General features: G+C 73.6%; 23 protein-coding genes. 15 read left to right on the top strand and 8 right to left on the bottom strand.

What is annotated here, in order from left to right; all coding sequences use genetic code 11:
* Nucleotides 1–54: 54 nt before the first annotated feature.
* The 3 genes from HDA41_RS20735 (at nucleotide 55) to HDA41_RS20745 (ending at nucleotide 2,788) form a co-directional block, all read left to right on the top strand.
* On the top strand, nucleotides 55–1,059 hold the full coding sequence (locus tag HDA41_RS20735) for a permease (RefSeq protein WP_184986004.1): 1,005 nt from the start codon (nucleotides 55–57) through the stop codon (nucleotides 1,057–1,059).
* Nucleotides 1,056–1,778, top strand: coding sequence for a TIGR03943 family putative permease subunit (locus tag HDA41_RS20740; protein WP_184993599.1), 723 nt, complete (start codon nucleotides 1,056–1,058; stop codon nucleotides 1,776–1,778). The genes HDA41_RS20735 and HDA41_RS20740 overlap by 4 nt, the downstream gene beginning before the upstream one ends.
* Nucleotides 1,779–1,999: 221 nt before the next feature.
* Nucleotides 2,000–2,788: a GAF and ANTAR domain-containing protein gene (locus tag HDA41_RS20745; RefSeq protein ID WP_184986006.1), complete on the top strand. Its 789-nt coding sequence runs from the start codon at nucleotides 2,000–2,002 to the stop codon at nucleotides 2,786–2,788.
* Nucleotides 2,789–2,837: 49 nt separating this feature from the next.
* Here the strand turns inward: HDA41_RS20745 and HDA41_RS20750 are convergent, their stop codons facing one another.
* Nucleotides 2,838–3,641, bottom strand: a complete 804-nt coding sequence (locus HDA41_RS20750) for a hypothetical protein (RefSeq protein ID WP_184986008.1) — start codon at nucleotides 3,639–3,641, stop codon at nucleotides 2,838–2,840.
* Between the two features lie 267 nt (nucleotides 3,642–3,908).
* Between HDA41_RS20750 and thrS the strand changes: the two genes are divergently transcribed.
* Complete coding sequence (gene thrS, locus HDA41_RS20755; protein ID WP_376706859.1) at nucleotides 3,909–5,216, top strand: threonine--tRNA ligase; 1,308 nt, start codon at nucleotides 3,909–3,911, stop codon at nucleotides 5,214–5,216.
* 50 nt (nucleotides 5,217–5,266) lie between these two features.
* On the top strand, nucleotides 5,267–6,223 hold the full coding sequence (locus tag HDA41_RS20760) for a nucleoside hydrolase (protein ID WP_184986012.1): 957 nt from the start codon (nucleotides 5,267–5,269) through the stop codon (nucleotides 6,221–6,223).
* Between the two features lie 203 nt (nucleotides 6,224–6,426).
* Here HDA41_RS20760 and HDA41_RS20765 read toward each other — a convergent pair whose 3' ends face one another.
* Entirely contained in the window at nucleotides 6,427–7,365 is a 939-nt protein-coding gene (locus HDA41_RS20765; RefSeq protein ID WP_184986014.1) for an LAETG motif-containing sortase-dependent surface protein, read from the bottom strand.
* 297 nt (nucleotides 7,366–7,662) lie between these two features.
* Between HDA41_RS20765 and HDA41_RS20770 the strand changes: the two genes are divergently transcribed.
* Together HDA41_RS20770 and HDA41_RS20775 are read left to right on the top strand one after the other, a co-directional pair.
* Nucleotides 7,663–9,345 carry a glycoside hydrolase family 13 protein gene (locus HDA41_RS20770; protein WP_184986016.1) on the top strand — a complete coding sequence of 561 codons (1,683 nt, stop codon included), beginning with the start codon at nucleotides 7,663–7,665 and terminating at the stop codon, nucleotides 9,343–9,345.
* Between the two features lie 145 nt (nucleotides 9,346–9,490).
* The gene (locus tag HDA41_RS20775) at nucleotides 9,491–10,225 is read left to right on the top strand and encodes an Ig-like domain-containing protein (RefSeq protein ID WP_184986017.1); all 735 of its coding nucleotides are present in this window, start codon (nucleotides 9,491–9,493) and stop codon (nucleotides 10,223–10,225) included.
* 12 nt (nucleotides 10,226–10,237) lie between these two features.
* Here the strand turns inward: HDA41_RS20775 and HDA41_RS20780 are convergent, their stop codons facing one another.
* Nucleotides 10,238–10,723, bottom strand: a complete 486-nt coding sequence (locus tag HDA41_RS20780; protein ID WP_184986018.1) for a hypothetical protein — start codon at nucleotides 10,721–10,723, stop codon at nucleotides 10,238–10,240.
* A 52-nt stretch (nucleotides 10,724–10,775) separates the two neighbouring features.
* On the bottom strand, nucleotides 10,776–11,150 hold the full coding sequence (locus HDA41_RS20785) for a DUF6479 family protein (RefSeq protein ID WP_184986019.1): 375 nt from the start codon (nucleotides 11,148–11,150) through the stop codon (nucleotides 10,776–10,778).
* 184 nt (nucleotides 11,151–11,334) lie between these two features.
* Here HDA41_RS20785 and HDA41_RS20790 point away from each other — a divergent pair, with 184 nt between their 5' ends.
* Nucleotides 11,335–12,186 (top strand): hypothetical protein, encoded by an 852-nt coding sequence (locus HDA41_RS20790; protein ID WP_184986020.1) that lies wholly within the window; start codon nucleotides 11,335–11,337, stop codon nucleotides 12,184–12,186.
* Between the two features lie 134 nt (nucleotides 12,187–12,320).
* Nucleotides 12,321–12,734: a DUF5994 family protein gene (locus tag HDA41_RS20795; RefSeq protein WP_184986021.1), complete on the top strand. Its 414-nt coding sequence runs from the start codon at nucleotides 12,321–12,323 to the stop codon at nucleotides 12,732–12,734.
* 207 nt (nucleotides 12,735–12,941) lie between these two features.
* On the opposite strand, the gene HDA41_RS20800 is transcribed toward HDA41_RS20795, so the two are convergent.
* The 3 genes from HDA41_RS20800 to HDA41_RS20810 all read right to left on the bottom strand — a co-directional run bounded on the left by HDA41_RS20800 (nucleotide 12,942) and on the right by HDA41_RS20810 (nucleotide 15,588).
* Nucleotides 12,942–13,304: a DUF1304 domain-containing protein gene (locus tag HDA41_RS20800; RefSeq protein ID WP_184986022.1), complete on the bottom strand. Its 363-nt coding sequence runs from the start codon at nucleotides 13,302–13,304 to the stop codon at nucleotides 12,942–12,944.
* A 168-nt stretch (nucleotides 13,305–13,472) separates the two neighbouring features.
* The gene (locus HDA41_RS20805) at nucleotides 13,473–14,867 is read right to left on the bottom strand and encodes a glycoside hydrolase family 43 protein (protein WP_184986024.1); all 1,395 of its coding nucleotides are present in this window, start codon (nucleotides 14,865–14,867) and stop codon (nucleotides 13,473–13,475) included.
* Nucleotides 14,868–15,012: 145 nt separating this feature from the next.
* Nucleotides 15,013–15,588, bottom strand: a complete 576-nt coding sequence (locus HDA41_RS20810) for a TetR/AcrR family transcriptional regulator (RefSeq protein ID WP_184986026.1) — start codon at nucleotides 15,586–15,588, stop codon at nucleotides 15,013–15,015.
* Nucleotides 15,589–15,662: 74 nt separating this feature from the next.
* Between HDA41_RS20810 and HDA41_RS20815 the strand changes: the two genes are divergently transcribed.
* The 6 genes from HDA41_RS20815 (at nucleotide 15,663) to HDA41_RS20840 (ending at nucleotide 23,580) form a co-directional block, all read left to right on the top strand.
* Nucleotides 15,663–17,477 carry an ABC transporter ATP-binding protein gene (locus HDA41_RS20815; protein ID WP_230299473.1) on the top strand — a complete coding sequence of 605 codons (1,815 nt, stop codon included), beginning with the start codon at nucleotides 15,663–15,665 and terminating at the stop codon, nucleotides 17,475–17,477.
* A gap of 201 nt (nucleotides 17,478–17,678) precedes the next feature.
* Entirely contained in the window at nucleotides 17,679–19,253 is a 1,575-nt protein-coding gene (locus tag HDA41_RS20820; protein WP_184986028.1) for a glycosyltransferase 87 family protein, read from the top strand.
* A complete protein-coding gene (locus HDA41_RS20825; protein ID WP_184986030.1) occupies nucleotides 19,243–19,446 on the top strand; it encodes a hypothetical protein in 204 nt (67 codons plus the stop codon). The genes HDA41_RS20820 and HDA41_RS20825 overlap by 11 nt, the downstream gene beginning before the upstream one ends.
* A gap of 87 nt (nucleotides 19,447–19,533) precedes the next feature.
* Nucleotides 19,534–20,862, top strand: a complete 1,329-nt coding sequence (locus HDA41_RS20830; protein WP_184986032.1) for a serine hydrolase domain-containing protein — start codon at nucleotides 19,534–19,536, stop codon at nucleotides 20,860–20,862.
* A 73-nt stretch (nucleotides 20,863–20,935) separates the two neighbouring features.
* Nucleotides 20,936–22,828, top strand: a complete 1,893-nt coding sequence (locus HDA41_RS40645; RefSeq protein ID WP_221511570.1) for a glycine-rich protein — start codon at nucleotides 20,936–20,938, stop codon at nucleotides 22,826–22,828.
* A 203-nt stretch (nucleotides 22,829–23,031) separates the two neighbouring features.
* Nucleotides 23,032–23,580 (top strand): tellurite resistance TerB family protein, encoded by a 549-nt coding sequence (locus HDA41_RS20840; RefSeq protein WP_184986034.1) that lies wholly within the window; start codon nucleotides 23,032–23,034, stop codon nucleotides 23,578–23,580.
* Nucleotides 23,581–23,605: 25 nt separating this feature from the next.
* Here HDA41_RS20840 and HDA41_RS20845 read toward each other — a convergent pair whose 3' ends face one another.
* Nucleotides 23,606–24,511 carry a serine hydrolase gene (locus HDA41_RS20845; RefSeq protein ID WP_184986036.1) on the bottom strand — a complete coding sequence of 302 codons (906 nt, stop codon included), beginning with the start codon at nucleotides 24,509–24,511 and terminating at the stop codon, nucleotides 23,606–23,608.
* Nucleotides 24,512–24,586 lie beyond the last annotated feature (75 nt).

Genomic DNA, 24,586 nt, shown 5'->3' on the forward strand with positions numbered 1-24,586 from the left:
CACCGTCGTGCGGGTTAGCCTCCTCCGGGGACGCGAACGACCGGGGCGGGGAGCGTGGAGAACCAACGGACGGTGGCCGACGGCATACGGCTGGGCCTGCGCGCCCTCGTGTACGCCGTCCTCGGCGGCGCCGCGCTGATCGCCATCGGGACGGTCGTGTCGGTGCTCGGGCCGATGCTGGCGCTCGATCTGTACACCCCACCCGTCGCGGCCTGGTGGACGGTGTTCACCGCGATCACCGTCCAGGGCGTGCCCTTCCTGCTGCTGGGCACGGTCGTGTCGGCGGCGATCGGCGCGTTCGTGCCCGAGCGGGTGTTCCAGCGGTTGCTGCCCCGCCGTACGGTGCTCGCCGTGCCGGTCGCGGGGGCGGCGGGGGTCGTCCTGCCCGGTTGCGAGTGCGCGTCCGTGCCGGTGGCGGGCAGCCTCATGCGGCGGGGTGTCGCCCCGGCGGCCGCCCTCGCCTTCCTGCTGTCGGCGCCCGCGATCAACCCCGTCGTCCTGGTGGCGACCTCCGTCGCCTTCCCCGGGCAGCCGGAGATGGTCCTCGGCCGGCTGGTCGCCTCGCTCGCCACGGCCGTGGTGATGGGCTGGCTGTGGGCGCGGTTCGGGCGGGAGGAGTGGCTGCGGCCGCCGAAGCGGAGCGCGGCGCACGCCCCGGGCGGTCCGCGTGCCTTCGTCGCCGGGCTTCAGCACGACTTCCTGCACGCGGGCGGGTTCCTGGTGGTCGGCGCGGCGGCCGCGGCGACGTTCGACATCGTCGTACCGAGGTCGCTGCTGGAGGTGTTCACCGGGTCCGCATGGCTGTCCGTGCTGCTCCTGGCGCTGCTGGCGGTCGTGCTGTGCGTGTGCAGTGAGGCCGACGCGTTCGTGGCGGCGTCGCTGAGCGGCTTCTCGCCCACCGCGCGGCTGGCGTTCATGGTGGTCGGGCCGATGGTCGACCTGAAGCTGATCGCGCTCCAGACGGGCACGTTCGGCAGGTCCTTCGCGGTGCGGTTCTCCTCCGCGACCTGGCTGGTGGCCGTCGCGAGCAGCGTCCTGGTGGGGTGGTGGCTGCTGTGAGGCGCTACGGACCGGCCGTCCTGCTCGCGCTCGTCGGCGCGGCGATCCTGCGAGTGTCGCTCTTCAGTGACCTGTATCTGCGGTATGTGCAGGCGGGGTTGCGGCCGTATCTGGTGGCGTCGGGGGCGGTGCTGGTGCTGCTCGCGGTGGTGGTGGGGACGCTGGTGCGCACGGCGGGCGAGCTGGAGAACCCGCACTCCCACCCCGACCACAGCCACGGCCCCGCCGGCCCCCGTGTCGCCTGGTTCCTCACCCTTCCCGCCCTGGCCCTGCTGCTGTTCCCGCCGCCCGCCCTCGGCTCCTACAGCGCGGAGCGCGAGGCCGCCCAGCGTTCGGCCCGAGGCATCGGCACCTTCCCGGCGCTGCCGGCCGGGAACCCGCTCGACCTCACCCTCGGGGAGTTCGGCTCCCGGGCGGTCTACGACAGCGGCCGTTCCCTGCGGGGACGCACGGTCCGGCTCACCGGCTTCGTCACCCGCGACGCCGACGGCACCTGGTACGTCACTCGCCTCCTCGTCTCCTGCTGCGCCGCCGACGCCACCACCGCCAAGACCGAGGTGCGCGGCGCCGGCGCCCCGCCCGTCGACACCTGGGTCGCGGTCACCGGCACCTGGCATCCGCAGGGCGAACTCGGCTCGGCCGCCGCCTGGCCGCCGGTCCTGGACGCCACCTCCGTACAGCGGGTGCGGCAGCCGGACAACCCGTACGAGAAGCGCTGAGGGTCATACCGCGGTGACGGCCCGGCGCACGGGTTTCGCCCCACCTGCCACGGGTAGTCGGGGCACGATTCCGGGAGGACTCGGGGCACGATTTCCGTAAGGGCTCGGAGGCCGCCGCACACCGGCCGGCCCGGGCGGGCGGCGCTCACCGGCCCGTCCCGCGTCCAGCGGGGCCGGCCCGGAAGAGCGTCGACGGTGAAGGCCGGTGATCGAAGGAGGCGGTGGTCGTGCGGCCCAGGGACGATCCGCGAGACGCCCCCGGCGGCGACCCCGGTCCCCGCCGCACGGGCGGTGACCTGGACCTGGACGGGATCCGGGCCGCCGATGCGATCGTCAGGGGCGTGCGCGGCGTCGAGCCCGGAGAGGTCCCGGGCCGGCTGTGCGAGGTGGCGGTCGAGCTGCTGCCGGTGGTCGGCGCGAGCGTGTCGCTGCGCAGCGAGGGCATGCCCGTCCAGCTGAGCGCCAGCAGCGCGCAGGCCGCGCGTCTGGCGCAGATCCAGGCGACGCTGGGCGACGGCCCCTGCCAGAGCGCGCTGCACGACGCGGCACCCGTGCTCGCCTGCGACCTGACGACCGGCCGTGACGCCGGCCGCTGGCCGGTCTTCGCCCAGCAGGCGACGGAGGCCGGGGTACGGGCGGTGTACGCGATGCCGCTGGGCAGCGACTCCGTGTGCGTCGGAACCCTCGACCTGTACCGCGACAGGCCCGGCGGGCTCACCGACCGCCAGCTGCACGTGGCCCGGCTCGTGGCCGGTGTGATGACGGTGGCGCTGATGGCGCTGCCGCGCGGGGCCGAGGCCGAGCCGCGGGACGAGGAACCCTGGCTGAGCGGGCTGGCCGCGGACCACGACGAGGTCTACCAGGCCGTCGGCATGATCATGGCGCAGCTCGGCGTGGACGCCGACGACGCGCTCGCACGGCTGCGGGCCGACGCCTTCGCACGCGGCTGCACGGCCCTGGACGCGGCACGCGAGGTGATCGCCCACCGGAGGCGTTTCGAACGGTACTGAAGGCTGGCCGGTGAGGCTTGGACCGGTACCGAGGCCTGGCCGGTAGCCGTCAGATCCGGGCCCGCCCCTGCTTCCTGATCTCGGACAGGCGCTGCGCCCCGACCTCCACGGTCTGCCGCGTGACCTCCTCGTCCACCTCGCCGAGGCCGGCGTTGGTGAGCGTGATCGTCTCCTCCCCGACCCGCACGGCGGCGAGGTCCATCGTGAGGTACGTCAGCTCTCCCTCCTCCGTCTCGCCGGCCAGGGTGACCCGCAGGGCCTGCCGGGCGTCGCCCACCGGCGGCAGCCGTGTGTCGCTGACCTGGACGGCCTGGACGCCGCCGCGCGTGGTCGCGGCCGTGAACTCGCCGCACTTCCCCGGCAGCGACTTCAGCCAGTCCAGGGTGCGGTCGACGTCCGCCGGGGGGTGGGCGGCGACGTGGTAGCGCAACTGGGCGTCGGTGCCGGCGTCGTCGAACGCGACCGTCGCCCGCGGGCCGGCCGGGGCACCGAAGAGTTCCTCCGTGTAGAGGGCGTCGAGCAGCCGCTGGCAGTCACGGTCCTCCGTGGTCCCCTTGAGCAGCCCGTCCCGCCAGGTCCTGGCACCCCGCGTCGGCCCCCACGGCTCCCCCAGATCGACCGCGGTGATCAGTGCAGCCTGGGCCTGGGCCTGGGTGAGACCGGCCCCGGAACCCGCGGGCCGTTCGCCGGCGGGCGACGCGCCGGTGGGGGTGGCGGAGGCGGAGAACCACCGTGGCCGCGGCTCGTCCTGGAGGGAACAGGCGGCCGTGGCCAGCAGGGCGGTCACGGACAGCGCGGAGGCGAGGAGAGCGCGGGCACCTGGGGCGCGTCGGCCGGCCGGAGGGTGGGTCATCGCAAGGGCCTCCTGCGGGGAGTTCCTGGAGGGGCCTCGGGAGGGGGGCGGGCGCTCCAAGATCGGTACGTGCTCTTACGGCACCACCGCGACGGGCGGCACACCAGCGCGACGGGCTGTTCGGGTGAGGGAGGGGGAGGCGTACGCCTCGCGGGCGACCGCGAAAAGCCGTCGCCCCGCGGACCGGACTCCTGTTACGGTCACGCCCATGAAGCGCGCCCAGCCGTTCCCGTCTCTCACGACGACGCCGGAGAGTGTCCCGGCGCGCTGACAGCTGACGCAGATGTCCGAAGCCCCGGGGCGAGTGCCCCGGGGCTTCGTCGTGGTGCTCGCCTCAGACCCGAGGAGCCCACCATGCACGACCACCGACGGCTCGGCCGTGAACTGAACCTCTTCGACACCGACCCGCTGATGGGCGCGGGGCTGCCGTACTGGCTGCCCGACGGCGCGATCGTGCGGCACACCCTGGAGGAGTACGTCCGCGAGGCGGAACAGCGGGCCGGCTACCGGCACGTGTACTCGCCCGTCCTCGGAAAACGCGAGCTGTACGAGATCTCCGGGCACTGGGACCACTACAGCGAGGACATGTTCCCGCCGATGGACCTCGGCTCGGAACAGGTCCTGCTGCGCCCGAGCCTGTGCCCCCACCACGCCCTCATCTACCGCTCCCGCTCCCACAGCTACCGCGAACTGCCCCTCCGCATGGCCGAGGTGGGCGGCATGTACCGCTCGGAGCTGTCCGGCGTCCTCGGCGGCCTGACCCGGGTACGGGCCATCACCCTCAACGACGCGCACATCTTCTGCACCCTGGAGCAGGCCGTCGAGGAGGCGCGGGCCGCGCTGGAACTGATCGGCCGCGCCTACGCGGACCTGGGTATCCGCGCGGCCCGCCACCGTCTCTCCCTGCCCGGCGAGGGCGGCAAGTACGTGGCGGACCCGGAGCTGTGGCGGCGGGCCACCGCCCTGCTGCGCGAAGTCCTCGACGGCTCCGGCATCCCGTATGAGGCCGCCGAGGGCGAGGCGGCCTTCTACGGCCCGAAGATCGATGTGCAGATCGCCGACCCCGCCGGGCGGGAGGCCACCCTCTCCACCGTCCAGATCGACTTCCACCAGCCCGAACGCTTCGACCTGCACTACATCGGCCCCGACGGAGCGAAGCACCGCCCGGTCATGGTGCACCGCAGCGTCATCGGCAGCGTGGAACGGGCTGTCGCCCACCTCGTCGAGGCCCACGGCGGAGCCTTCCCGCCCTGGCTGGCCCCGGTGCAGCTGGTGGTGCTCCCGGTGGCGGACGAACAGGCGGGCCACGCCCACGACCTCGTCCGCCGCGCCCGCGGACTCGGCCTGCGCGCCGAGGTCTGCGACCCCGGCCAGGGCACCCTCGCCGCCCGTATCCGCGCGGCTCGACTGGTCCCGTACCAGGCGGTGATCGGCGGCCGGGAGGCCGCAGCGGACCAGGTGGCACCGCGCCTGCGGGACGGGCGGCGGCCGGGCGCCCTGCCCGCCGCCGAGTTCCTGCGGCGTATCGCGGACCGGGTGGCGGCTCGCGGAACCGGCCTGTGGGAGGCGGCGTAAGGTCGCTCGTGCGAAAGCCCAGCGCGGGAACAGTGGAAGGAGCCACCGCCGTGACGGACGGTCAGCGTATCCCGGTGATCATCGACTGCGACACGGGCGTCGACGACGCCCTCGCCCTGCTGTTCGCCGTACGGCACCCGGCGCTCGACGTGCGGGCGATCACCTGCGTGGCCGGGAACACGGACGTGGACGGTGTGGTCCGCAACACCCTGACCGTGCTGGAGGTGGCCGGCGCCGGGGACATTCCCGTCGCCCGGGGTGCCGAGCGTCCGCTGATCGAGCCCGTACGGACGGCACGGCATGTGCACGGGCAGGACGGAATGGGGGATCTGGGGCTGCCCGCGCCGACCCGCGTGCCGGTCGACGTGGACGCGGTGACGCTGCTGCGTCGCGAGATCCTCGCCTCGCCGAGGCCGGTCACGCTCATTCCCCTGGCGCCCCTGACGAACATCGCGCTGCTGCTGCGGACGCATCCCGAGGTGACCCGCAACATCGAGCGGATCGTGTTCATGGGCGGCGCGGTGGCGACCGGGAACGCCACGCCGGTCGCGGAGTTCAACGTGTGGCACGACCCTGAGGCGGCGGCGGTGCTGCTCACCGCGGGGGTGCCGATCACGATGTACGGGCTGGACGTGTTCAAGAAGGTGCTGGTGCCGGCGGGGGAGGTGCAGCGGCTGCGGGCGAGTGCGGATCCGAGTCTGCGGATGGCCGGTGAGCTGCTCGCCCACCGGGATCCGGCCACGTCGGGGGATCCCACGCCCATGGGCGGACTCGGTGACGCGGGTGCGGTCTGCGCGGTCGTCGACCCGAAGGGGCTGACCACGGAGCGGCTGCCGGTCGAGGTCGTTCTGGCCCCTGGGCCCGCCCGTGGCCAGACGATCGTCGACCGGCGGCCGCGGCTCGGGGAGTCCGAGATCCACGAGGGCATGCGCGAGCAGCCGCTGGTGGAGGTGGCGTTGGACGTGGACGTGGAGCGGTACGTGAGTCTGTACCTGGAGACGGTCTAGCGCTCCCCGTTCCGGTACCCCGCCCTGGCGGGTCCCTGGTGGGACGCCGGCAGGGCGGGGTGTGCGCAACCCGGCGCGACGGGGTGCCGCTTCTTTGGGAAGGACGCCGCCCCAGCGGCACGACTGCCCGCGGCTCAGCGGATTCGCGGCACGACGGGCCGCGGCTGAGGGGGCGGCGGCCCGTCGTGAGGTGGTTCAGGTGTCTACGCGTTGCGCTTTGCCGCGCGGCGGCGGGTCGTGAGGACGAGGGCCGCGCCGCCGGCCAGGAGGGCCGCCGCGCCGATGGCGATCGGGCCCGTGCTGCTGTTGGCGCCCGTTTCGGCCAGGTCGCCGCCACCGCCGTTCGGCTTGGGGGCAGGGGGTGTCGTCGACTCGGAGGCGGACGGGGTGGGGGTGTCCGTGTCCGTGGCGGGGGGCGTCGAGGGCTCGGCGGGCTCCGACGGGGTGGCCGGCGGTGTGGTCTCCTCGGCCGGCTCCGACGGGGTGGCCGGGGGCGTCGAGCTCGCCGGGGGCTCCGCCGGCGGGGGCGTCGTCGTGCAGTCCTTCGTGCCGCCGTTCCAGGCCGCGATCAGCTTGTCCTTGATGACCGGACGGTCGGGACCCTTGGGCAGCTCGCCGTGCTCGAAGCCGTCCTTCGCGTCGAGGTCGCCGTCGAACTTCACCGCGCCCCGGTAGAGGTCGATCTGCCCGAAGCAGCCCTTGTCCGGGATGGCGATGTCGAGCGAGTCGGTGCCGCCCGGCTTGACCGTCACCGTGTCGAAGTCGACGAACACCTGCTCGCCGGAGGTCTCGAAGGTCGCGCCGTGCGCGAGGTAGGAGGCCAGGGAGGCCGTGCACGTCGTCGCGTCACCGGCCGTGCGGACCTTGATGTGGACCTTGCCGTCCTCGGTCGGCTTCAGGTTCTGGTCGTCGACCTTCACCGAGTCGTAGAAGTTCGTGCCGTCGAGCGAGAACTGGCAGCGGTCGGTCCCGGTCTCCGTGCCCGCACCGGTCCCGGGCTTGTAGGTGCCGCCGGACGACCAGCCGTCCCCGCCGGGCGTACCGGTGGCGAACGCGGTGGTGGCGGATGCGGCGCACAGGGCGAGGGCCGCGGCGCCCGTCCCCAGCAGGCGGCGCGCGGTGACACGTCTCGCTATGGACATAGGGGTATCCCGTTTCTTGGCGTGTGCCGGAACCCGGGTGGCGGCAGGCGGGCAGCGCGCAGCGCGCGGCTGCGGGGGCCGCACCGGGGTGAGCGGTCTGAGAAACACTGGGCTCATTGGTCTCATGAGCCTCAGTGCGCCCCCATCGTGGCCGGGCCGCAGCAGGCTGTCAACCTGCGGGTATACAAAGGAAGTTCCTCCGCCATCACACTTTCATCACAGCGGGAATGGATCACTCCGATCAACGCGATGGTTCCTTTTTCCGGCATTCTGGACAGATTCAATGCTGTCGCCCGTATGCCCTGCGAAGGAGACCGCGTGACCGATCGCTCCACCCTCGACCTGTCGTCCCGGGACCCCGACTGGTGGCGCCAGGCCGTCGTCTACCAGATCTATCCCCGCAGCTTCGCCGACGCCGACGGTGACGGCCTCGGCGACCTGCACGGCATCACCCGACGCCTCACCCATCTCGCCGCCCTGGGCGTGGACGCCCTGTGGCTGAGCCCCTTCTACCCGTCCGAACTCGCCGACGGCGGTTACGACGTCGCCGACCCTCGCGGCGTCGACCCGCGCCTGGGCACGCTCGACGACTTCGACGCCCTGGTCGCCGAGGCCCACCGGCTCGGTCTGAAGGTCATCGTCGACATCGTGCCCAACCACTCCTCGCGCCAGCACGTCTGGTTCCAGGAGGCCCTGCGCTCCGGGCCCGGTTCGGCGGCCCGCGACCGGTACGTCTTCCGCGACGGCCGCGGCGAGCACGGCGAACTCCCGCCCACCGACTGGCAGTCCGTCTTCGGCGGCAGCGCGTGGAAACGGGTGCCCGACGGCCAGTGGTACCTGCACCTGTTCGCCCCCGAGCAGCCCGACCTCAACTGGGAGAACCAGGAGGTCCGCGCCGACTACCGCACCACCCTGCGCTTCTGGTCCGACCGCGGGGTCGACGGCTTCCGGGTCGACGTCGCCCACGCCCTCGTCAAGGACCTGAGCGAACCGCTGCGCGACCTCGGCGCGCCCGAGCTGAGCCGCGAGGACGCCCTCACCGGCATGCCGCCCGGCACGCACCCGTTCTACGACCGCGACGACGTGCACGAGATCTACCGCGACTGGCGCAAGATCCTGGACGCCTACCGTCCGCCCCGCATGGCCGTCGCGGAGGCGTGGGTGCCGGGCGCCCGGCGCGCGCTGTACGCCCGTCCGGACGAGCTCGGGCAGGCCTTCAACTTCGAGTACCTGGAGGCCGGCTGGGACGCGGACGAGCTGCGGCAGGTCATCACCGACTCGCTCGCCACCGCCCGGGCGGCCGGCGCCTCGGCCACCTGGGTGCTGTCCAACCACGACGTCGTCCGCCACGCCTCCCGCCTGATGCTCCCGCCCGGCACCGACGTCAACGCCTGGCTGCTCTCCGGCGGCCACGCCCCCGCGGTCGAGGAGGAGGCCGGGCTGCGCCGGGCCCGGGCGGCCACCCTGCTGATGCTGGCGCTGCCCGGCTCGGCGTACGTCTACCAGGGCGAGGAACTCGGCCTGCCCGAGGTCGCCGACCTGCCCACCGAGGTGCTCCAGGACCCGATCTGGGAGCAGACGGGCCACGTCCGCAAGGGCCGCGACGGCTGCCGGGTGCCGCTGCCGTGGACGACGACGGGACCGTCGTACGGCTTCGGGCCGGGCGGCGCCTGGCTGCCGCAGCCGCCCGGCTTCGCCGCCTACGCCGTCGAGGCCCAGGACGGCGTCGAGGGCTCGACCCTGGAGCTGTACCGCACGGCCCTGAAGCTCCGCCGCAAACTGCTCGACGGCGAGGAGCTGACCTGGGCGGCGGACGCCCCGGAGGGTGTCCTGCAGTTCGACCGCTGCGAGGGCTGGCGGTGCGTGACGAACCTGTCCGCGGGGGCGGTCCCGCTGCCGGCCGGTGAGGTGCTGCTGAGCAGCGCCCCCCTGCGGGACGGCCGGCTCGGGCCGGACACGACGGTGTGGCTCGGGCGTTAGGGCCGGCACCGGCTCACCCCGCCGGGGACGGCGGGGTGAGCGTCCGCCACCCGCACGGCCCAGCAGCACGCGCCACCTGCGGGAACGCACCGTGAGAATCGCTGGCAGAGTGCCGTCGACGTTCGGACAGGGAGCCCCGCCCGCCATGAACAGGTCCAGGAAGACAGCAGCGGTGGCGGGGGCCGTCGTCGCCGGGGTGCTCGCGTTCCCCGGGCCGCAGGCGGCGGCCGGGGACGGTGAGCTGTGGGGTGCCGCGACCATCGCACCGGGCCGGGAGGGCCTCCTCGAAGTCGCCGGCTCGCAAGGGGCGGTGCCGGGCGGCACGCTGACGCTGACGGCGCCCCGGGGCACCCGTGTGACGGCCACGCCGCTCGACGCGCCCGGCTACCTCGGCCGGGTCGCCGCCGACGGCCGCAGCGGGACGTACACCGTCACCGGAGACGCGGCCGGGCAGTCGTGGCAGGGCCGTACGTTCCCCTTCGTGCTGGCGGTCCCCGCGGACGCCGTGCCCGGCACGCGGCTGCGCGACTGCGTCCTGCGGATCAGCGACGCGCACGGCGTACGGCGGGCGGGCGGCCGGTGTTCCGTGACCGTGGGTCTGGCCGGGCCGACGCTGACCCGTCCGCTGTCCGGCGTGCCGCTGGACGTCCGGCCGCAGATCGCCGGTACGGCGCACCCGGGCGCCCGCGTCACCGTCCGCGACAAGGACGACCGCGAGGCCTGCGCGACCATCGCCGCCCCCGACGGCACCTGGACCTGCATCCCCGTCCCGGCGCTCCCGGCGGGCGCCAACCGGCTCCAGGCGGTCGCCACCCTGAACGGGGTGAGCGCGATGAGCGAGCAGATCGACATCTCGGTGGCGGACGGCGCCGGTCAGTGACGACGGCGCCGGTCAGTAGCGCACGGCCCGGGCCACCTCGGCCCGGACCTCGCCGGACAGGTCGTGGGTGCTGCGGGCGGTGGCCGTGGCGGAGTCGCCCGCCTGTACGTGCTCCACGGTGACGATGACCGTGTCGGTCAGCCGCCCCCCGGCGTCGGTGAAGTCGACCTGGACGGCGAAGGACCGTGCCGAGTCGTCGGTGTTGTCGACGGTGACCTCGGCCCGGGCCCGGCCGTCGGCGCCCACGGAGGGCGTGCCGACCTTCACGTCGCCCTTGACGTCGATGCCGCCCCGGATGCCGTCGAGCCGGCGCTCGGCCTCCGCCGTTGCCGACTCCACGGCCTCGGAGGCCCGCGAGGCGATCGATCCGACCGCCGACTCCGCCTTGCGGGCGGTGTCCGCGGGGCCGTCGCCGCCGCAGCCGGTGAGCACGGCGGCCAGGGCGAGCGCCGACGCCGCCCCGCCCGTCGCCCAGCGCGTCCGGTGGCGGGCAGCCATGTCGCCTCCCTGGTCCTACGGCGGTCCTACGGCGGTTCTACGGCCTGCAGCCTCATGTGTGTCCGAGGCCGCCGCCGCCGAAGGAACCGCTGGATCCGGGCAGCCAGCGGCGGGGCTTCTGGTCCTTGCCCGTCCTGGTGCTCGCGCGGTGCAGCTCATGGGGCAGGAGCCGCTGGCCGTCGCGCGTCACGACCGGCATCTCGTCGGGCTCCCGCATCTCCCGCATCTCACGGACCGGCCCGCCGTCCGGGAGGTGCGGCTGCTCCTCGGGGGCGGGGTGGTGCGTGTCCTTGTCCATGACCCGCATCCCGACCCGCACGGCCCAGATCAGCGCGAGGGCGATGACCGCCCCGCCGACGAAGGCGATGGTCACGGCGACCGCGTGATCTGACGACGCCGCCAGCACTCCATACGTTGCCGTAGTCATGCTCCGATTATCGCCGACGTCATGCGATAAAGCGCCCGGAATGTCCATGCCCGGAATGCTCACGCCCGGGCAGCCGCGCCCGGGCACTCACCCGCGAGCCTCCGCCCCGGACGCCCGGGCAACCTCCCCGGCGCCGGTGACGACCCGATGGTGATACCCCGACCCCCACACGAGGGAGATCACCATGCGCAGACACCTCGCACGGCTGCTCACCGTGCTCGCCGTCCTGGCGGCGGCGTTCGCCACCCCCGGCATGGCGAACGGCAGGGCGCAGGCCGCCGACGAGTGGAACCCGCCCGCGCACCTCGTCCAGCCCCTGAACGAGGTGTGGAACCACGTCGAGTCGACCTACGGCAACCTCTACGGCTTCCGCAACTACGGCTGGGACCAGATCATGGCCAACCGGGGAAGCGTCAACTACTGCGTCCGCTGGGAGTCCGACGCCCCCGTCAGCGCCGCCCTGCGCGACCGGATCCACGCGGCGCTGAAGAAGCAGTTCGGCAAGTGGATGGCGGCCATGACGGAGAACGGCAAGGGGCACAACGCCTGGCCGTACACCGACGTCCCCGTCAACATCGTCGGCTGGGCGGTGAAGAACCGCTCCACCCTCCAGTGGACCGACAACTCCGTCGACATCTACACCGGCATCCTCGACAGCGGCGGCGCCCCGCAGTGCGCCCCGGACTGCGGCCGCTTCTTCCACCAGGACGGCAACTACTCGAAGTGCCCGGGCGGCGCCGCCCGCCACTACGACCAGTCGCTGTGGCTGACCAAGGGCTTCGGGGGCGGCGCGGGCGGTGACTGGGGCCAGCGCATGGGCCAGGAGTACTTCACCGGCGCCCTGAACCAGGAGAACATCCACATCTACCTGCACGAGGTCGGCCACACCTTCGGCCTCGACGACTTCTACGACTGGTCGCCGACCGGCCAGTGCTGCTTCCTGATGAAGGCGGGCAGCGCCACGCAGATCACCGAGTTCGACCAGTGGATGCTGCGTGACTTCTGGCGTCATCTGAAGAACCGCTACGGCCTCTGACCGACGCCGGGCGGTACGGGCGGACCCCGGCTCCCGTGCCGCCCCGCGGGGTACGGTGGAAGGACCCGGGGGCATGCCGCAACCGGTGGCCTGCGGTCTCCTGGCCACGCCCCCCGTCCGCAGCAGGAGCCCTGATGACGTCCGCCTCCTCGCCCCCGCCGCCCGTCCCGGCCCCCTCCGAGGTCCGGCTGAGGCTCGCGGTCCAGCCGCGCCTCGGCCGCACGGCCCGCCGTATCGACGGGGCGTGGTGGCCCCGGTCGTACGACCTGGCCGCGGAACTGCCCGGGCTGCTGGCCGTGCTGCCGGGCTCCTGGGGCCGGATCAGCAGCGTCCTGGTCCACGGGGACGTCTGGCTGGCCTGCCCGGAGCGGCTGGACGTCGCCGGGCAGGAGGTCCACGTGGGCCGCAGGGACTCGCCGGCCACCCCGGACACCGTGTGCCTGCTGGCGCCCGGCCGGGGCCGCTGGGACCTGCTGGTGGTGCCGCCCGAGACGGCGGAGGCGGAGGCGGTCCGGCTCATGGAGCGGGCCGTCACAGAGGGCGAGTGACGCCGTGCCCTAGTGCCGCGGCAGGCAACGTTCGCCCCGTCGCGACGCCCGGCACGCTCCCCCACTGCCTTAAGGGCGTGGGAGGTACCCCCACTCGCCGCACCGGGCACAAGCCCAAGTACATCCAGTACGAGGGCTTGCACCCGGCACGCCGAGAGCACGCACCGGACGCCGCTCCTTGACGGGCAAACGTGGCCTGCCGCGGCACTAGTGCGCGAGCAGCACCAGCGCCAGGGCGACCAGTGCCGGGACGGTCTGGACGAAGAGGATCTTCCGGCTGGCGGTGGCCGCCCCGTACACCCCGGCGACCGCGACGCACACCAGGAAGAACACCGAGACCTCGAAGCCCACCGGGTCGGACGCCACCGCGCCCCAGAGCAGGCCCGCCGCGAGGAAGCCGTTGTAGAGGCCCTGGTTGGCGGCCAGGGCCTTCGTCCCGGCCGCGAACTCGGCGCTGGTGCCGAAGGCGGCGCGGGCCCGCGGAGTGGTCCACAGGAACATCTCCAGCACCAGGATGTAGGCGTGGAGGGCGGCGAGGGCCAGCACCGCGACGGTGGCGAGGGTCGACATGGGCCGCATCATCGCAGGCTCCCCCGGCCGTCCTCGTTCGGGCCTCCCCGGGAGGCGGAGCGGGGCGCCGGGTGGCAGATTGCGGGCAGTGGAAGGCCGGGCCGGGCCGTCGCGTCCCCGCGTGTGCCGCTCGGGAGCCCGGCCCGGCCTTCCCGCCAGGGCGGCAGGTCAGTAGCCGATCCGGAACGTCGCGTCCGCCCGGTCCGTGGCGGTGGAGACCGGGTCGATGCGCAGGGCGTAGCCGGAGTGGCGGATGTAGCGCGTCGGGTGGTTGTGCGAGCGGAACGACGTCCAGGTGGAGTCCGCGAGCCCGGGGACCTTGTGGAACGTGGCGTCCTGGACGAACGCGGACGTGCCGTCGTTGGGGTCCAGCCGCAGCGCGTAGCTGTAGTGCCGCAGGTACCGGCCCGGGTAGTTGACCGACTGGAACGACACCCCGGACGCGTCGGCGAGGCCGGGGACGAGCTTCCACTGGGCGTCGGTGTACGGGTCGAAGGGGTAGGGGTCGATCCGGCCGGCGAAGTCGGCGTGGCGGACGTAGCGGTCCGGGTGGTTGTACGACTTGAGCCGGTTCCAGGCCGGGGCTCCCCAGTGCGCGAGGAGGTTGTCGTACTGCGTGCCCGTGAGCGGCGCGATGCTGCCGTGCTTGGAGTTCACCGGCTGGGTGTAGCGGCGCTGGTCGACCGGCGTCCAGGTGCCGGAGGCCAGGTCGGTGGTCTGCCAGGCGTAGAAGACGCCGTTGGGCGTGTAGGTGTCGCCCCAGAGGTACCAGGTGTTCGACGACGACGACTTGACCAGGATCGGTGCCTCGGTGCCGCCGTGGGCCACCGGCGTGCTGAAGCGCTGCCAGCTGCCCGGGGCGAGGGTGGCTGACCGGGCGCCGACCAGGGTCTGCTTCGAGCTGTCCTTGAAGTACATGTAGTTCGTGCCGCCGACGCCGAGGGCGAAGCTGCCGTCGATCACGTCGTAGCCCGGGTCGAAGAAGACCTGCGGCGCGGACACCGTGCGGAAGTCGGTCGTGTAGTTGACCATCAGCACGTTGTGGCCGCTGGCGTTCACCGACGAGTAGACGATCGCGTACTGGCCGCGTGCGGCGTCCCAGAAGGCCTCCGGGGCCCAGCTGTGCGTGGTCATGCCGTGCAGCTTGAGCCTGCGGTAGCCGGTGAGGGAGCGAAGGTCGGCCGAGTCCCAGACATGGATGTACTGGCTGTTGTAGCTCCAGTCGGTGCCCTTCAGGTCGGTGGCCAGCACGGCGAACGTGCCGTCCTGCTTGCGCAGCACGAACGGGTCGCGCAGGCCGCCGGCGCCCTGGGTGGGGGTGGCGACCGGCTTGTTCTGGTTGAGCGGCGTCCACTCCAGGCCGTCGAGGCTGACGGCCAGGTGCAGGCCGTAGTCGGTGCCGAGTCCGTCCGGGGACTCGGTGAAGTAGGCCATCACGAACGCCGGGCCCGTCGCCGCGCCGGCCGGACCGGCGCCCAGGGCCAGATCGGCGGTCAGAGCGAGCGGCACGGCGGCGGCCATGCCGAGGACATGGCGACGTGAGGGTCTGCGGGGAGTGGTCATGGCGGCTCGGCCTTCCGTCGGTGTACGGAGTGGAGCGTGTTCGAAATGGCGAACACGGTTCGGCAAGTCGGCCAGACCGTAGGGCTGGGAGACGGGCGGCGTCAATGAGTCGGACGGGATGGAGAACTTCCCGGCGGGGAAGGGCTTATGGCGCGATGGCCTTGCGCAGGGTGTGCAGGCACAGGGTCATGGCGGAGTGCTTGGAGGCGCCGGCGGTGCGGGTGTGTTCCCAGGCCGAGTAGAGCAGCGCCCACACCAGGTTGCGGACCCACTCCCCGTCCAGCTCGGGGTCGATGCTGCCCTCGGCGTGGCCGCGCCGGACCGTGCGCAGGAAGTGCTCGTCGGCGGCGGTCTCCTCCTCCCAGCCGGACCAGTTCGCCAGCTGCGGTGTCTCGAACATCAGCGTGAGGCCGTCGCCGAGCTCGAAGTACTCCTGGCAGAGCCGCTCCAGGGCCTTGGCGGCCGGGCCGTCGTCGAGCCGGGCGCGCTCGGTCGCCGCCGCGACCTTCTCCAGGACGTCCGTGCCGATGGCCGCCAGCAGGTCGGACCGCTCGGGGAAGTAGCGGTGAACGGTCGTACGCCCCACGCCCGCCGCCGCCGCGACATCGCCGAGCGACGCGGTCGGGTCACCGGCCAGCAGGACGACGGCGGCGTCGACGATGGCGCGCCGGGTGCGGGCGCGGGCGCCGCTCTCCGTCGCCGTGGTCCGGTCCTCACTCATGCGCATACGGTAGCGCGCCTTCCAGGATGAAAATCGATTGACCGTTATGGAACAGCAGTGCTCCACTCGGCATCATGACTGTTCCGGAAGGTAGGTCCCGCAAGGTGTCCGTTCCACGGCTGCGGATCCTCTGGTCGTTCGCCCGCCCGCACCGGCGCGCCCTGGCCCTGGCCCTCGTCCTCGCCCTCGTGGGGTCCGGTATGGGGCTGGCCACGCCGATGGTCACGAAGGGGGTGCTCGACGCGCTCGGCGGCTCCGGCTCGATGCGGTGGCCGATAGCGGCCCTGCTGTTGCTGCTGGTGGTCGGCAGCGCCGTCATGTACTGGCAGTGGACGCTGCTCGGCGCGCTGGGGGAGCGCGTGGTGCTCTCGGCCCGCGAGTCGATGGTGCGGCGCTTCCTACGGGCCACGGTGCCCGCCGTCACGCGGCGTCCGCCCGGCGAACTGGTCACCCGCGTCACCTCCGACACGGTCCTGCTGCACCAGGCCGCCACCGGCGCACCGGTCGGCCTCATCAACGCCGTGGTCATGCTCCTCGGGACGCTGGTCCTCATGGCCGTCCTCGACCTGGTGCTGCTGGGTGCGGTCGTGGCGGCCGTGGTGGTGGTCGGCGTCCTGTTCGGCGTCCTGATGCCCGGGATCGCCACCGCACAGCAGCGCGCCCAGGACCACCTGGGTCGGCTGGGCGGCAACCTGGAGGGCGCCCTGCGCGCGATCCGGACGGTGAAGGCCGGCCGGGCCGAGGACCGCACGGCCGAGCGCATCGTCGCCGACGCACGTACCTCCGCCGAGCACGGCATCCGCGCGGTCCGCCGTGAGGCCCTGGCCTGGACGATCTCGGCGGCCGGCATCCAGCTCGCGATCATCCTGGTCCTGGGGGTGGGCGCCTGGCGGGTCTCCGAGGGAGCGCTGGAGGTCTCCAGCCTCATCGCGTTCCTGCTCTACTCGTTCGGGCTGATGGACCCGATCAGCGAGCTCAGCCAGAACGTCACCGCGCTCCAGTCGGGGATCGCCGCGGCGGAACGGATCCGGGAGACCGACGATCTCCAGACGGAGCAGACGGAGCAGACGGAGCAGACGGAGCAGACGGAGCAGGCGGAGCGGTTCGTGCGGGACGTCCCCGAGCGCGAGGCCCCTCTGCCGGACACGCCCGTGCTGGAACTGCGGGACGTCACCGCGGCCTACGGCCCCGACGCCGAACCGGCGGTGCGCGGCGTCGGGCTGGTGATCCCCCGGCGCGGGCACACCGCGATCGTCGGGCCCTCGGGCACGGGCAAGACGACCCTGTTCTCCCTGGTGCTGCGTTTCCTGGAGCCGACCGGAGGCGAACTGCTCCTGGACGGCCGCCCGTACCGCGACCTCACGCACGACGAGATCCGCTCGCGCCTGGCGTACGTCGAGCAGGACACCCCGATCGTGCCCGGGACGATCCGCGACAACCTGCTGCTCGCCCGCCCCGACGCGACGGAGGCGGAACTGCTCCGGGTCCTGCGCGAGGTGCGGCTGGCCGAGAAGATCGACGCCCTGGACGAGGGACTCGACACGCCCCTGTCCGGTACGGCCGTCTCGGGCGGCGAGCGGCAGCGCATCGCGCTGGCCCGGGCCCTGTTGCGCACCCCGGACGTGCTGCTCCTGGACGAGGCGACGGCCCAGCTCGACGGGCTGACCGAGGCCGCCGTCCAGGAGTGTGTCCGCGGCCGGGCGGCTTCCGGGGCGGTCGTGACCATCGCGCACCGGCTGTCCAACGTGATCGACGCGGACACCATCGTGGTGATGGAGGCGGGGCGGGTCCGCGCCCGGGGCAGCCACGACGAACTGCTCGCCACGGACGCGCTGTACCGGGAGCTGGTGGAGGCCCTGCGGATCGCGGCGGACGCGCGGGCGGTGTGACGAGGGACGTACGGCGAACTCCGGGTCCGGGTTCGGTGGTCCGGGTCCGCCATTCGGCCGAGCCAGTGGCTCGCGTGGTCGCGAACGGTGGCCGTTCGGCCGAGGTGGCGGGACCGGTCCCGGCAGGAGATTGAGGGTCGGTCCTCGAACCCGTGACAGAGGTGAGGGCCCGTCCCTCCTCACTGTCACAGGAGTCCGGCCATGGCCCTTCAGTTCCAGTCCGCGTCGAGCGCGCCGGCGGCCCCCGCCCCGCGCGCGCTCCGTCACCGGGACGGCCTGCGACGGACCCCCCGCGGAGCGCGCTGGGACGGCCTCTACTGGGCCGGATCGGCGGGGTTCGCGCTCGCGCTGGCCGCGGTGACGACGCTGCCCGCCCACCGGGTGTGGGGCGGGTGCGCGGCCGTCGGCTACGCGGCGGCGGCCGTCCTCGCCGGCCGCGGCCCGTACGCCTGGGGCCGGGCGAGCGCGCTCGCGGCGGTCGCGGGCTCGGTGCTGCTGCCGCTGGCGGTGCTGATGGTGCTGGGCACGGCCCAGCCCGAGGTCGGCGTCGTCGAGCACTCCGGCGACCTGCTGCTCGCCACCGGCAGCCCCTACGCCCCGCATCCGTCGCTCGTGGACGACTTCAACCCGTACCTGTCCGGCATGTCCCTCCTCGGCCTCCCCCACGCCCTGCTGGGCGACACCCCGCTCACGGACGCCCGGTTGTGGTTCGCTGCGGTGTTCCTGGGCGCGCTGGCTGTGGCGGCCCGTGCTGGGGGTGGCTGGGGGCGCGGGGGTTCGGGGGGCTTGGCGACGGCGGGGCTGCCGGTCGCCCGGCGTGGTCGCGGGGGTGTCGCCGGTGCCCGTACGGGCCGGGAAATCCCGGCGGAGTCAGCGCCGCTGGTCGCCCGATGTGGGCGCGGGGTTGTCGCTGTAGTCCGCCGGGGCTGGGCAGTTGTGGCCGGGCCGGCACGGCTGCCGGTCGCCCGGCGTGGTCGCGGGGGTGTCGCCGGTGCCCGCAGGTGCCCGGAGGGCTTGGCCGCGCCCGCGCTGCCGGCCGCACGTCGGAGCCGCGGGGCCCTTGCCGCCGCACGTACGATGTCGGCCGTCCCGGCCAACCCGGCGCTGTTGCTGGCCAGTTGTCCGGCCGTCGCTCTGGCGTTGGCGGTGGGTGGGGTGGATCTGCCGGTGATCGGGCTGATGTGTCTCGGGCTGGCTCTGGCGGGGCGGCGTGGTGGGGCCGTGGGCTCGGGGGCGGCGATGGGGGCCGCGGCGGCGTTGAAGTGGACCGCCTGGCCGTTGCTGCCCGTCGCGCTGGTGCTGATCGCGGTGACGGCGGGGCGCCGGGCCGCCGTGCGGGCCGCGGCGACGGCCCTGGCGGTGGCGGCGGCCGGCGTCGTGCCGTTCGCCCTCGTCGATCCGCACGCGTTCGTCGAGCACGTGGTGCTGTTCCCGCTCGGCGCGGCCGGCGCCGGATCGCCGGCGACCAGTCCGCTGCCCGGTCACCTGCTCGCCACCCATGTGCCCGGGGGCCGCGCCATCGCCGTGGCGGCACTGGCGGCGACCGCCGTCGGGATGGCGGCCTGGCTCCTGGCCCGCCCGCCGCGCACGGTCGTCGCCGCGGCGGACCGCGTGGCGCTCGGACTCGCTCTGGCCATGTGCCTGATGCCGGCCACGCGCTTCGGCTACCTCGTCTATCCGCTGGTGCTGGCCGTGTGGTTCCGCCGCGACCGGCCGGCACCTACGGCGGGGCGCGCACCCTCACGAACCGAAGGAGACACCGGACATGCGGCATGACACGGGAAGCCACAGCCCGCGAGCGCAGGCGAACAGGCACCTCACCCGGGTCGCCGCCCTGGCCGTGGCGGCGCTGTTCGGGGCCCAGCTCCTCGCCTCGTGCGACACGAGCGCGCTGACGGCCGACCGGCAGGTGAACTCGGTCGAGATCAACGGCGGTTGTGGACATTTCTGCCGCGGGTCGGCCGAATAACGATCATCCCCTGGGTGGATGTAAGGCGCATCCGCTTCCCGTGACGATGACCCCGACCTTTTCGAACACCGAGGAAGGGGAAGGCCGTTGCGTATCGCCCGGCTTCTCGGAACCGTCCTGGGCACCACGTTGCTGACGACCACCGCCGTACTGACCGCACCCGCTCACGCCGGCCCGGCCGCGCCGCCCGCGGGGCCCGTGGACAGCACGTCGCTCGACAGAACCGCCCTGCGCGACTCGCTGGACGCCATCCACGAGGCGGGCATGTACGGCGTCTTCTCGTCCGTCAGGGACGGCGGCGAGCGGTGGACCGGCGCCTCCGGGGTCGCCGACGTGGAGACCGGACGCCCGGTCACCCCGGGCATGCGGCACCGGGTGGGCAGCATCAGCAAGACCTTCACCTCCGTCGCCCTGCTCCAGCAGGTGGAGCGCGGCCGCGTCCGGCTCGACGCACCCATCGGCGACTACCTCCCCGACCTCATACCCGGGGAGCGCGGCCGGCGGATCACCGTCCGTATGCTCCTGAACCACACCAGCCATATCGGCGACTACATCGCGGGTGCCTTCCCTTCCCTCACCGAGGGCTCGACCGCCAGCCTCGACGAGGAGCGCTTCCGCTCCATCCGCCCCGGGGAACTCGTCCGGCTGGGCCTCGCGGCCCCCGCCACCGGACGCCCGGGCGAGCTGCCCGGCTCGTACTCCAACACCAACTACGTCATCGCCGGGCTGCTCCTGGAGAAGGTCACCGGCCAGGACGCCGAGAAGCACATCACCCGCAACGTCATCGACCGGGCCGGGCTGCGCCACACGTCGTTCCCGCGCACCCCGTACATCAAGGGCCCGCACCCGCGGATGTACGAGTCGTTCTACGGCCTGATCGACCCGCCGCGCGACTACAGCGTCTACGACATGTCCTGGGCGTACACGGCGGGCGCGGTCGTCTCCACCACCGACGACCTGAACCGCTTCTACCGCGCGCTGCTCGACGGGAAGCTGATCGGCAAGGCCTCCCTGGACGAGATGACGCGCACGGTCCCGGTGAGCGGCCTCGATTACGGGCTCGGCATCTACTCGCTGGAACTGCCCGGCTGTGGCCGCTTCTGGGGCCACGACGGCGCGGTGTTCGGCGCCGGCATGACCGCGCTGTCCAGCCGGGACGGCAAGCGCCAGGTGGCGCTCGCGCAGAACCTGATGAAGTACCAGAGCGTCGACGACGACGGCGTCCCGCAGTCGCACGCGATCGACGACGCCCTCTACGGGCACGTCGTCCGCGCCCTCTGCCCGGCCGGCTCCGGGTCCGCTCCCGGGGCCGGTCTCGCGAGCCCGGACGCCCGTGGCGAGCTCAGCAAGCGGTTGCCCGGAATCGACCATTCTCAGTTGACCAAGAGCCTCAAGTTTGGTCAGCTGTCCCACTAGTTGTGTTCGATTCCGATCGAGCATGTCATGGCTCCCAGGGGGGGAGCTTGTGACGAGTGGGGGAGTTTCCTTGATGCATCACCATTCCGTCGTGCGCCGCCGCGCCGGATTCCGGCGCGGCGCCGCCGTCCTGACCTTCGTGGCGCTGACCGCCGGCACCGCCCTGACGGGCGTACCGGCCGCCACGGCGGCCGGCAGCGCGGTCCTCGCCGGGAAGACCTGCACGCCGACGGAAGGCTTCTCCGGCTGCCGGCTGTTCGACCCGACGGGCGCCCGCGAGGAGTTCCAGGTCCCGGTCGGCGTCACGGCGCTGGACGTGCGGGCATGGGGCCAGGGCGGCGAGGGCACCCCCTCCTCCGGCGGCGGAGCGGGCGGCTACACCGCCGGCACGCTCCGCGTCACGCCCGGGGAGCGGCTGTCGCTCGCGGTCGGCGACCAGCGCTTCGGTGACGCGCTCGGCGGCGCGGGCGGCGGCAAGGACGCGGCGGCCGGTGGCAACAGCAGCGGCGTCCGCACCGGCGACGGCAAGCCGCTGCTCATCGCCGCCGGTGGCGGCGGCGGTGGGTACGGCAGCGCGGTGCCCGGCCAAGGCGGCCCCGGTGGCGGTGAGCGCGGCCAGGACGACACAGGGTCGGAGCGCGGCGGCAAGGGCGCGTCCGGTCCCACCGGCGGCGCGGGCGGCGGCAACGGCTCCTCCGGCGCCGACGCGTCCGGGAGCGGCAAGGGCGGTGCGGGCGGCTCCGGTTCGGGCGGCCAGGGCGGCGGCGGCGGCGCCGGCTACGCGGGCGGCGGCGGTGGCGGCGGCACGGACGACGCCCGGGGCGTGGTCGGCAGCGGCGCGGGCGGCAGCAGTTACGTCGACGCGGACCGGGTGAGCGGTGCTCGGCTGCTCAGCGGCGATCGCACGGTGGCCCCGGCCAGGACCGACCCCTTCTGGCGGGCCTCCGGCGAGCCGGTGCGCGGCGGCGTCGCCGAGGGCGGCGTCAACTCCGGCCCGGCCGGCCACGGGCGCATCGTGTTCCAGTGGAAGACCCCCGCGATCGCGGAGCTGACCCAGGCCTCCGGAGCCGGCCAGACCGTCCAGCCGGGCGGCGACGTGGACCCGGTGGCCGTGCTGGCCCGGGACAAGGCCGGCAACCCGGTCGAGAACGCCTCCGTCACCTTCACGATCGAGGACCCGGACAAGCTGGGTGCCTCCTTCTCCGTCAAGGACGGCGCCGACACCACCAGGACGGCCGTGCCGACCGACGCGCGGGGCCGCGCCCAGTCCGCGCCGCTCCGCACGGGCAACGGCAAGGAGGGCGAGTTCACGGTCCGCGCCGAGGGCGACGGCACGTCGACGGTCTTCACCGTGAAGGTGAAGAAGTCGTCCTACGTCGTGGGCGTCGCGGGCGGTGACGACCAGCAGGCCGAACAGGGCAAGGACTTCGCGGAGGCCCTCCAGGCCCGCGTGGTCAGGTCGGGCACCGCGGCACCGGCCGGCACGGAGGTCGAGTTCCGGGTCGAGGACGACAGCGACGACGCCCCCCGCTTCGAGGACGGCGAGCAGGTCGTCCGCGTCAAGACCGACGACTCGGGCAAGGCCACGGCCCCGACCCTGACCGCCGGTGAGGGCACGGGCACGTACACGGTCGCCGCGTCGGTCGGCGACGCCGTGGCCCAGTTCGCGGTCGAGGTCGTCGCCGGTGACGGCACCGCCTCACCGTCCCCGAGCCCCACGACCGACCCGAGCGCCTCGGCGGACCCGAGCCCGTCGCCCAGCACGGGCACGTCCGGCACGACCGGCGGCACCGGCTCCTCGACCACGGGCGGCACGTCGACGAGCCTCGACACCGGCAGCCTCGCCTCGACCGGCGCCGGCGGCATCGGCCTCCTCCTCGCGGCAGCCGCGGCCCTGGCCATGGCGGGCTTCGCGGCGTTCCGCCTCGCCCCGCGCCTGAGGCTCCGCTCGCGCGACAACGCGTGAGGCAGCGGCACGGCGCCTGACACCACCGCGACTGCCCGTACCCGTCACGGGGTGCGGGCAGTCGCCGTTTCGGCCGCCGGAGAAGCGGGTGGTGAGAGTGGGGCGCGTTGTGCGGAACCTTTGCCGGGGGGTCGGGCGTTGGGTCAGTGAGCGCGCGGGAGCGGGTTCGCGAGATGACTTCCGACGAATACCGAGGTGACGCAATGGCAGTCTGGGACAAGCTCAAGGACCAGGCCAAGGCTCTCCAGCAGACTCAGGGCGGGCGCGGTGCCACCGGCGGGCACAGCGGGGGGACGAGGTCCGGCGGTGGCAGCAAGGCCCAGCTGATCGGTGTGCTGAAGACGCAGCTCGGCTCGCTGAAGACCGAGTTGAAGAGCGGTGCGTACCGGGACGCGAGCATGGCGGTGTGCGCGCTGGTCGCGGCGGCCGACGGGCAGGTGGACCCGGCCGAGCGGCAGCAGGTCGAGTCGATGATCCTCAGCAACGACGTGCTCCAGAACTTCCCGCCGGAGCAGCTGCGCCAGCGTTTCAACAAGCATGTCGACCAGCTGACGATGAACTTCCAGCACGGCAAGGCCGAGGCCATGCAGGAGATCGCCAAGGCCGCCAAGAAGCCCACCGAGGCCCGGGCCGTGATCCAGACCGGCATGGTCATCGCCGGTGCCGACGGCCACTTCTCCCAGGCCGAGGCGACGGTCCTGCGCGAGGCCTGCGCGGCGCTGGGGCTGTCTCCGGCCGAGTTCCAGCTCTAGTCCCAGCTCTGATTCCCAGCTTTGATCAGCGGCCCGGACCGGCCCCTCGCGGGGCCGCCTGGGAAGCGCGCAGGGCGTCCACCGCCAGGCGGGCCGCCGTGCCGATGACCGCGTCGGCGGCGGGCTGAAGCGCGGAGGTGCGGGCGGTGCGCGTGAAGACGGCGACGGCGTAGCGGCCCCCGTCGGGGTACTCGACGACGCCGACCTCGTTGCGCACGGTCGGCAGACTCCCCGTCTTGCCCGCCACGTGGACGTCGTCGAAGGGAAACCCGGACGCCAGCCGGTGCGGCCACACCTGCAGTCCGAGGACCCGCCGCATGGCCGCGCCGTGCTCGGGCGGGCACGCCTCGTCGCGCCAGACGGCGGCGAGCAGCCGCGTCATGTCGCGCGGGGTGCTGCGGTTGGTCCGGGCCGGGTCGAGCGCCCGCAGCCGGGCGACGACGTGCGGGTCGGCCAGCGACCGCGCGCCGCCGGGACCGGCGTCCTCCTTGATGGTGGCGAGGAGTTCGCCGAAGGTGTGGACGGCGTACGTGCGGCTGAGGCCGAGGCGGGCCGTGGTGCGGTTGACGGCGTCGAGACCGACGCGGGCCAGCAGCAGGTCGGCGGCGGCGTTGTCGCTGACGGACATCATCAGATAGGCGAGGTCCCGCAGCGACAGCCGGGCGCCGTCGAGCATGGCGGCGAGTCCCGTCGGGCCGGCGGTGCGGCCCTCCGGCGGGCACGCGACCTGCTCGGTGAGGTCCAGGATCCCCGCCGCGGCCTGCTCGTGGAGCGTGACGAGCAGACAGAGCTTGTGGACGCTGGCCGTGCAGACAGGCTGGTCCGCCCCGGCGTCGAGCTGCGCGCCGCTGTCGATGTCGAGGGCGTGCAGCCGGCCGGTGACCCCGGCGTCGGCGAAGGCCGCGCGGATGCGGGCGAGGGCGTCGGTCACCGGATTTCCTTCGAGGACGCCCCGGCTTTGAGGCCGGGGAGGAATCGAACCCTTGTGGAGCAGGGCAACGGACGG

It is taken from the genome of Streptomyces caelestis, assembly GCF_014205255.1.
GTDB lineage: Bacteria > Actinomycetota > Actinomycetes > Streptomycetales > Streptomycetaceae > Streptomyces > Streptomyces caelestis.

What these genes read in the sequence shown, in the direction of transcription:
- HDA41_RS20815 (WP_230299473.1), top strand. Translation starts at nt 15,663, where the DNA reads ATGACTGTTCCGGAAGGTAGGTCCCGCAAGGTGTCCGTTCCACGGCTG.
- HDA41_RS20840 (WP_184986034.1), top strand. Translation starts at nt 23,032, where the DNA reads ATGGCAGTCTGGGACAAGCTCAAGGACCAGGCCAAGGCTCTCCAGCAG.
- HDA41_RS40645 (WP_221511570.1), top strand. Translation starts at nt 20,936, where the DNA reads ATGCATCACCATTCCGTCGTGCGCCGCCGCGCCGGATTCCGGCGCGGC.
- HDA41_RS20780 (WP_184986018.1), bottom strand. Translation starts at nt 10,723, where the DNA reads ATGGCTGCCCGCCACCGGACGCGCTGGGCGACGGGCGGGGCGGCGTCG.
- HDA41_RS20795 (WP_184986021.1), top strand. Translation starts at nt 12,321, where the DNA reads ATGACGTCCGCCTCCTCGCCCCCGCCGCCCGTCCCGGCCCCCTCCGAG.
- HDA41_RS20810 (WP_184986026.1), bottom strand. Translation starts at nt 15,588, where the DNA reads ATGAGTGAGGACCGGACCACGGCGACGGAGAGCGGCGCCCGCGCCCGC.
- HDA41_RS20765 (WP_184986014.1), bottom strand. Translation starts at nt 7,365, where the DNA reads ATGTCCATAGCGAGACGTGTCACCGCGCGCCGCCTGCTGGGGACGGGC.
- HDA41_RS20785 (WP_184986019.1), bottom strand. Translation starts at nt 11,150, where the DNA reads ATGACTACGGCAACGTATGGAGTGCTGGCGGCGTCGTCAGATCACGCG.
- HDA41_RS20790 (WP_184986020.1), top strand. Translation starts at nt 11,335, where the DNA reads ATGCGCAGACACCTCGCACGGCTGCTCACCGTGCTCGCCGTCCTGGCG.
- HDA41_RS20800 (WP_184986022.1), bottom strand. Translation starts at nt 13,304, where the DNA reads ATGTCGACCCTCGCCACCGTCGCGGTGCTGGCCCTCGCCGCCCTCCAC.
- HDA41_RS20825 (WP_184986030.1), top strand. Translation starts at nt 19,243, where the DNA reads ATGCGGCATGACACGGGAAGCCACAGCCCGCGAGCGCAGGCGAACAGG.
- HDA41_RS20775 (WP_184986017.1), top strand. Translation starts at nt 9,491, where the DNA reads ATGAACAGGTCCAGGAAGACAGCAGCGGTGGCGGGGGCCGTCGTCGCC.
- HDA41_RS20820 (WP_184986028.1), top strand. Translation starts at nt 17,679, where the DNA reads ATGGCCCTTCAGTTCCAGTCCGCGTCGAGCGCGCCGGCGGCCCCCGCC.
- HDA41_RS20750 (WP_184986008.1), bottom strand. Translation starts at nt 3,641, where the DNA reads ATGACCCACCCTCCGGCCGGCCGACGCGCCCCAGGTGCCCGCGCTCTC.
- HDA41_RS20805 (WP_184986024.1), bottom strand. Translation starts at nt 14,867, where the DNA reads ATGACCACTCCCCGCAGACCCTCACGTCGCCATGTCCTCGGCATGGCC.
- HDA41_RS20770 (WP_184986016.1), top strand. Translation starts at nt 7,663, where the DNA reads ATGCCCTGCGAAGGAGACCGCGTGACCGATCGCTCCACCCTCGACCTG.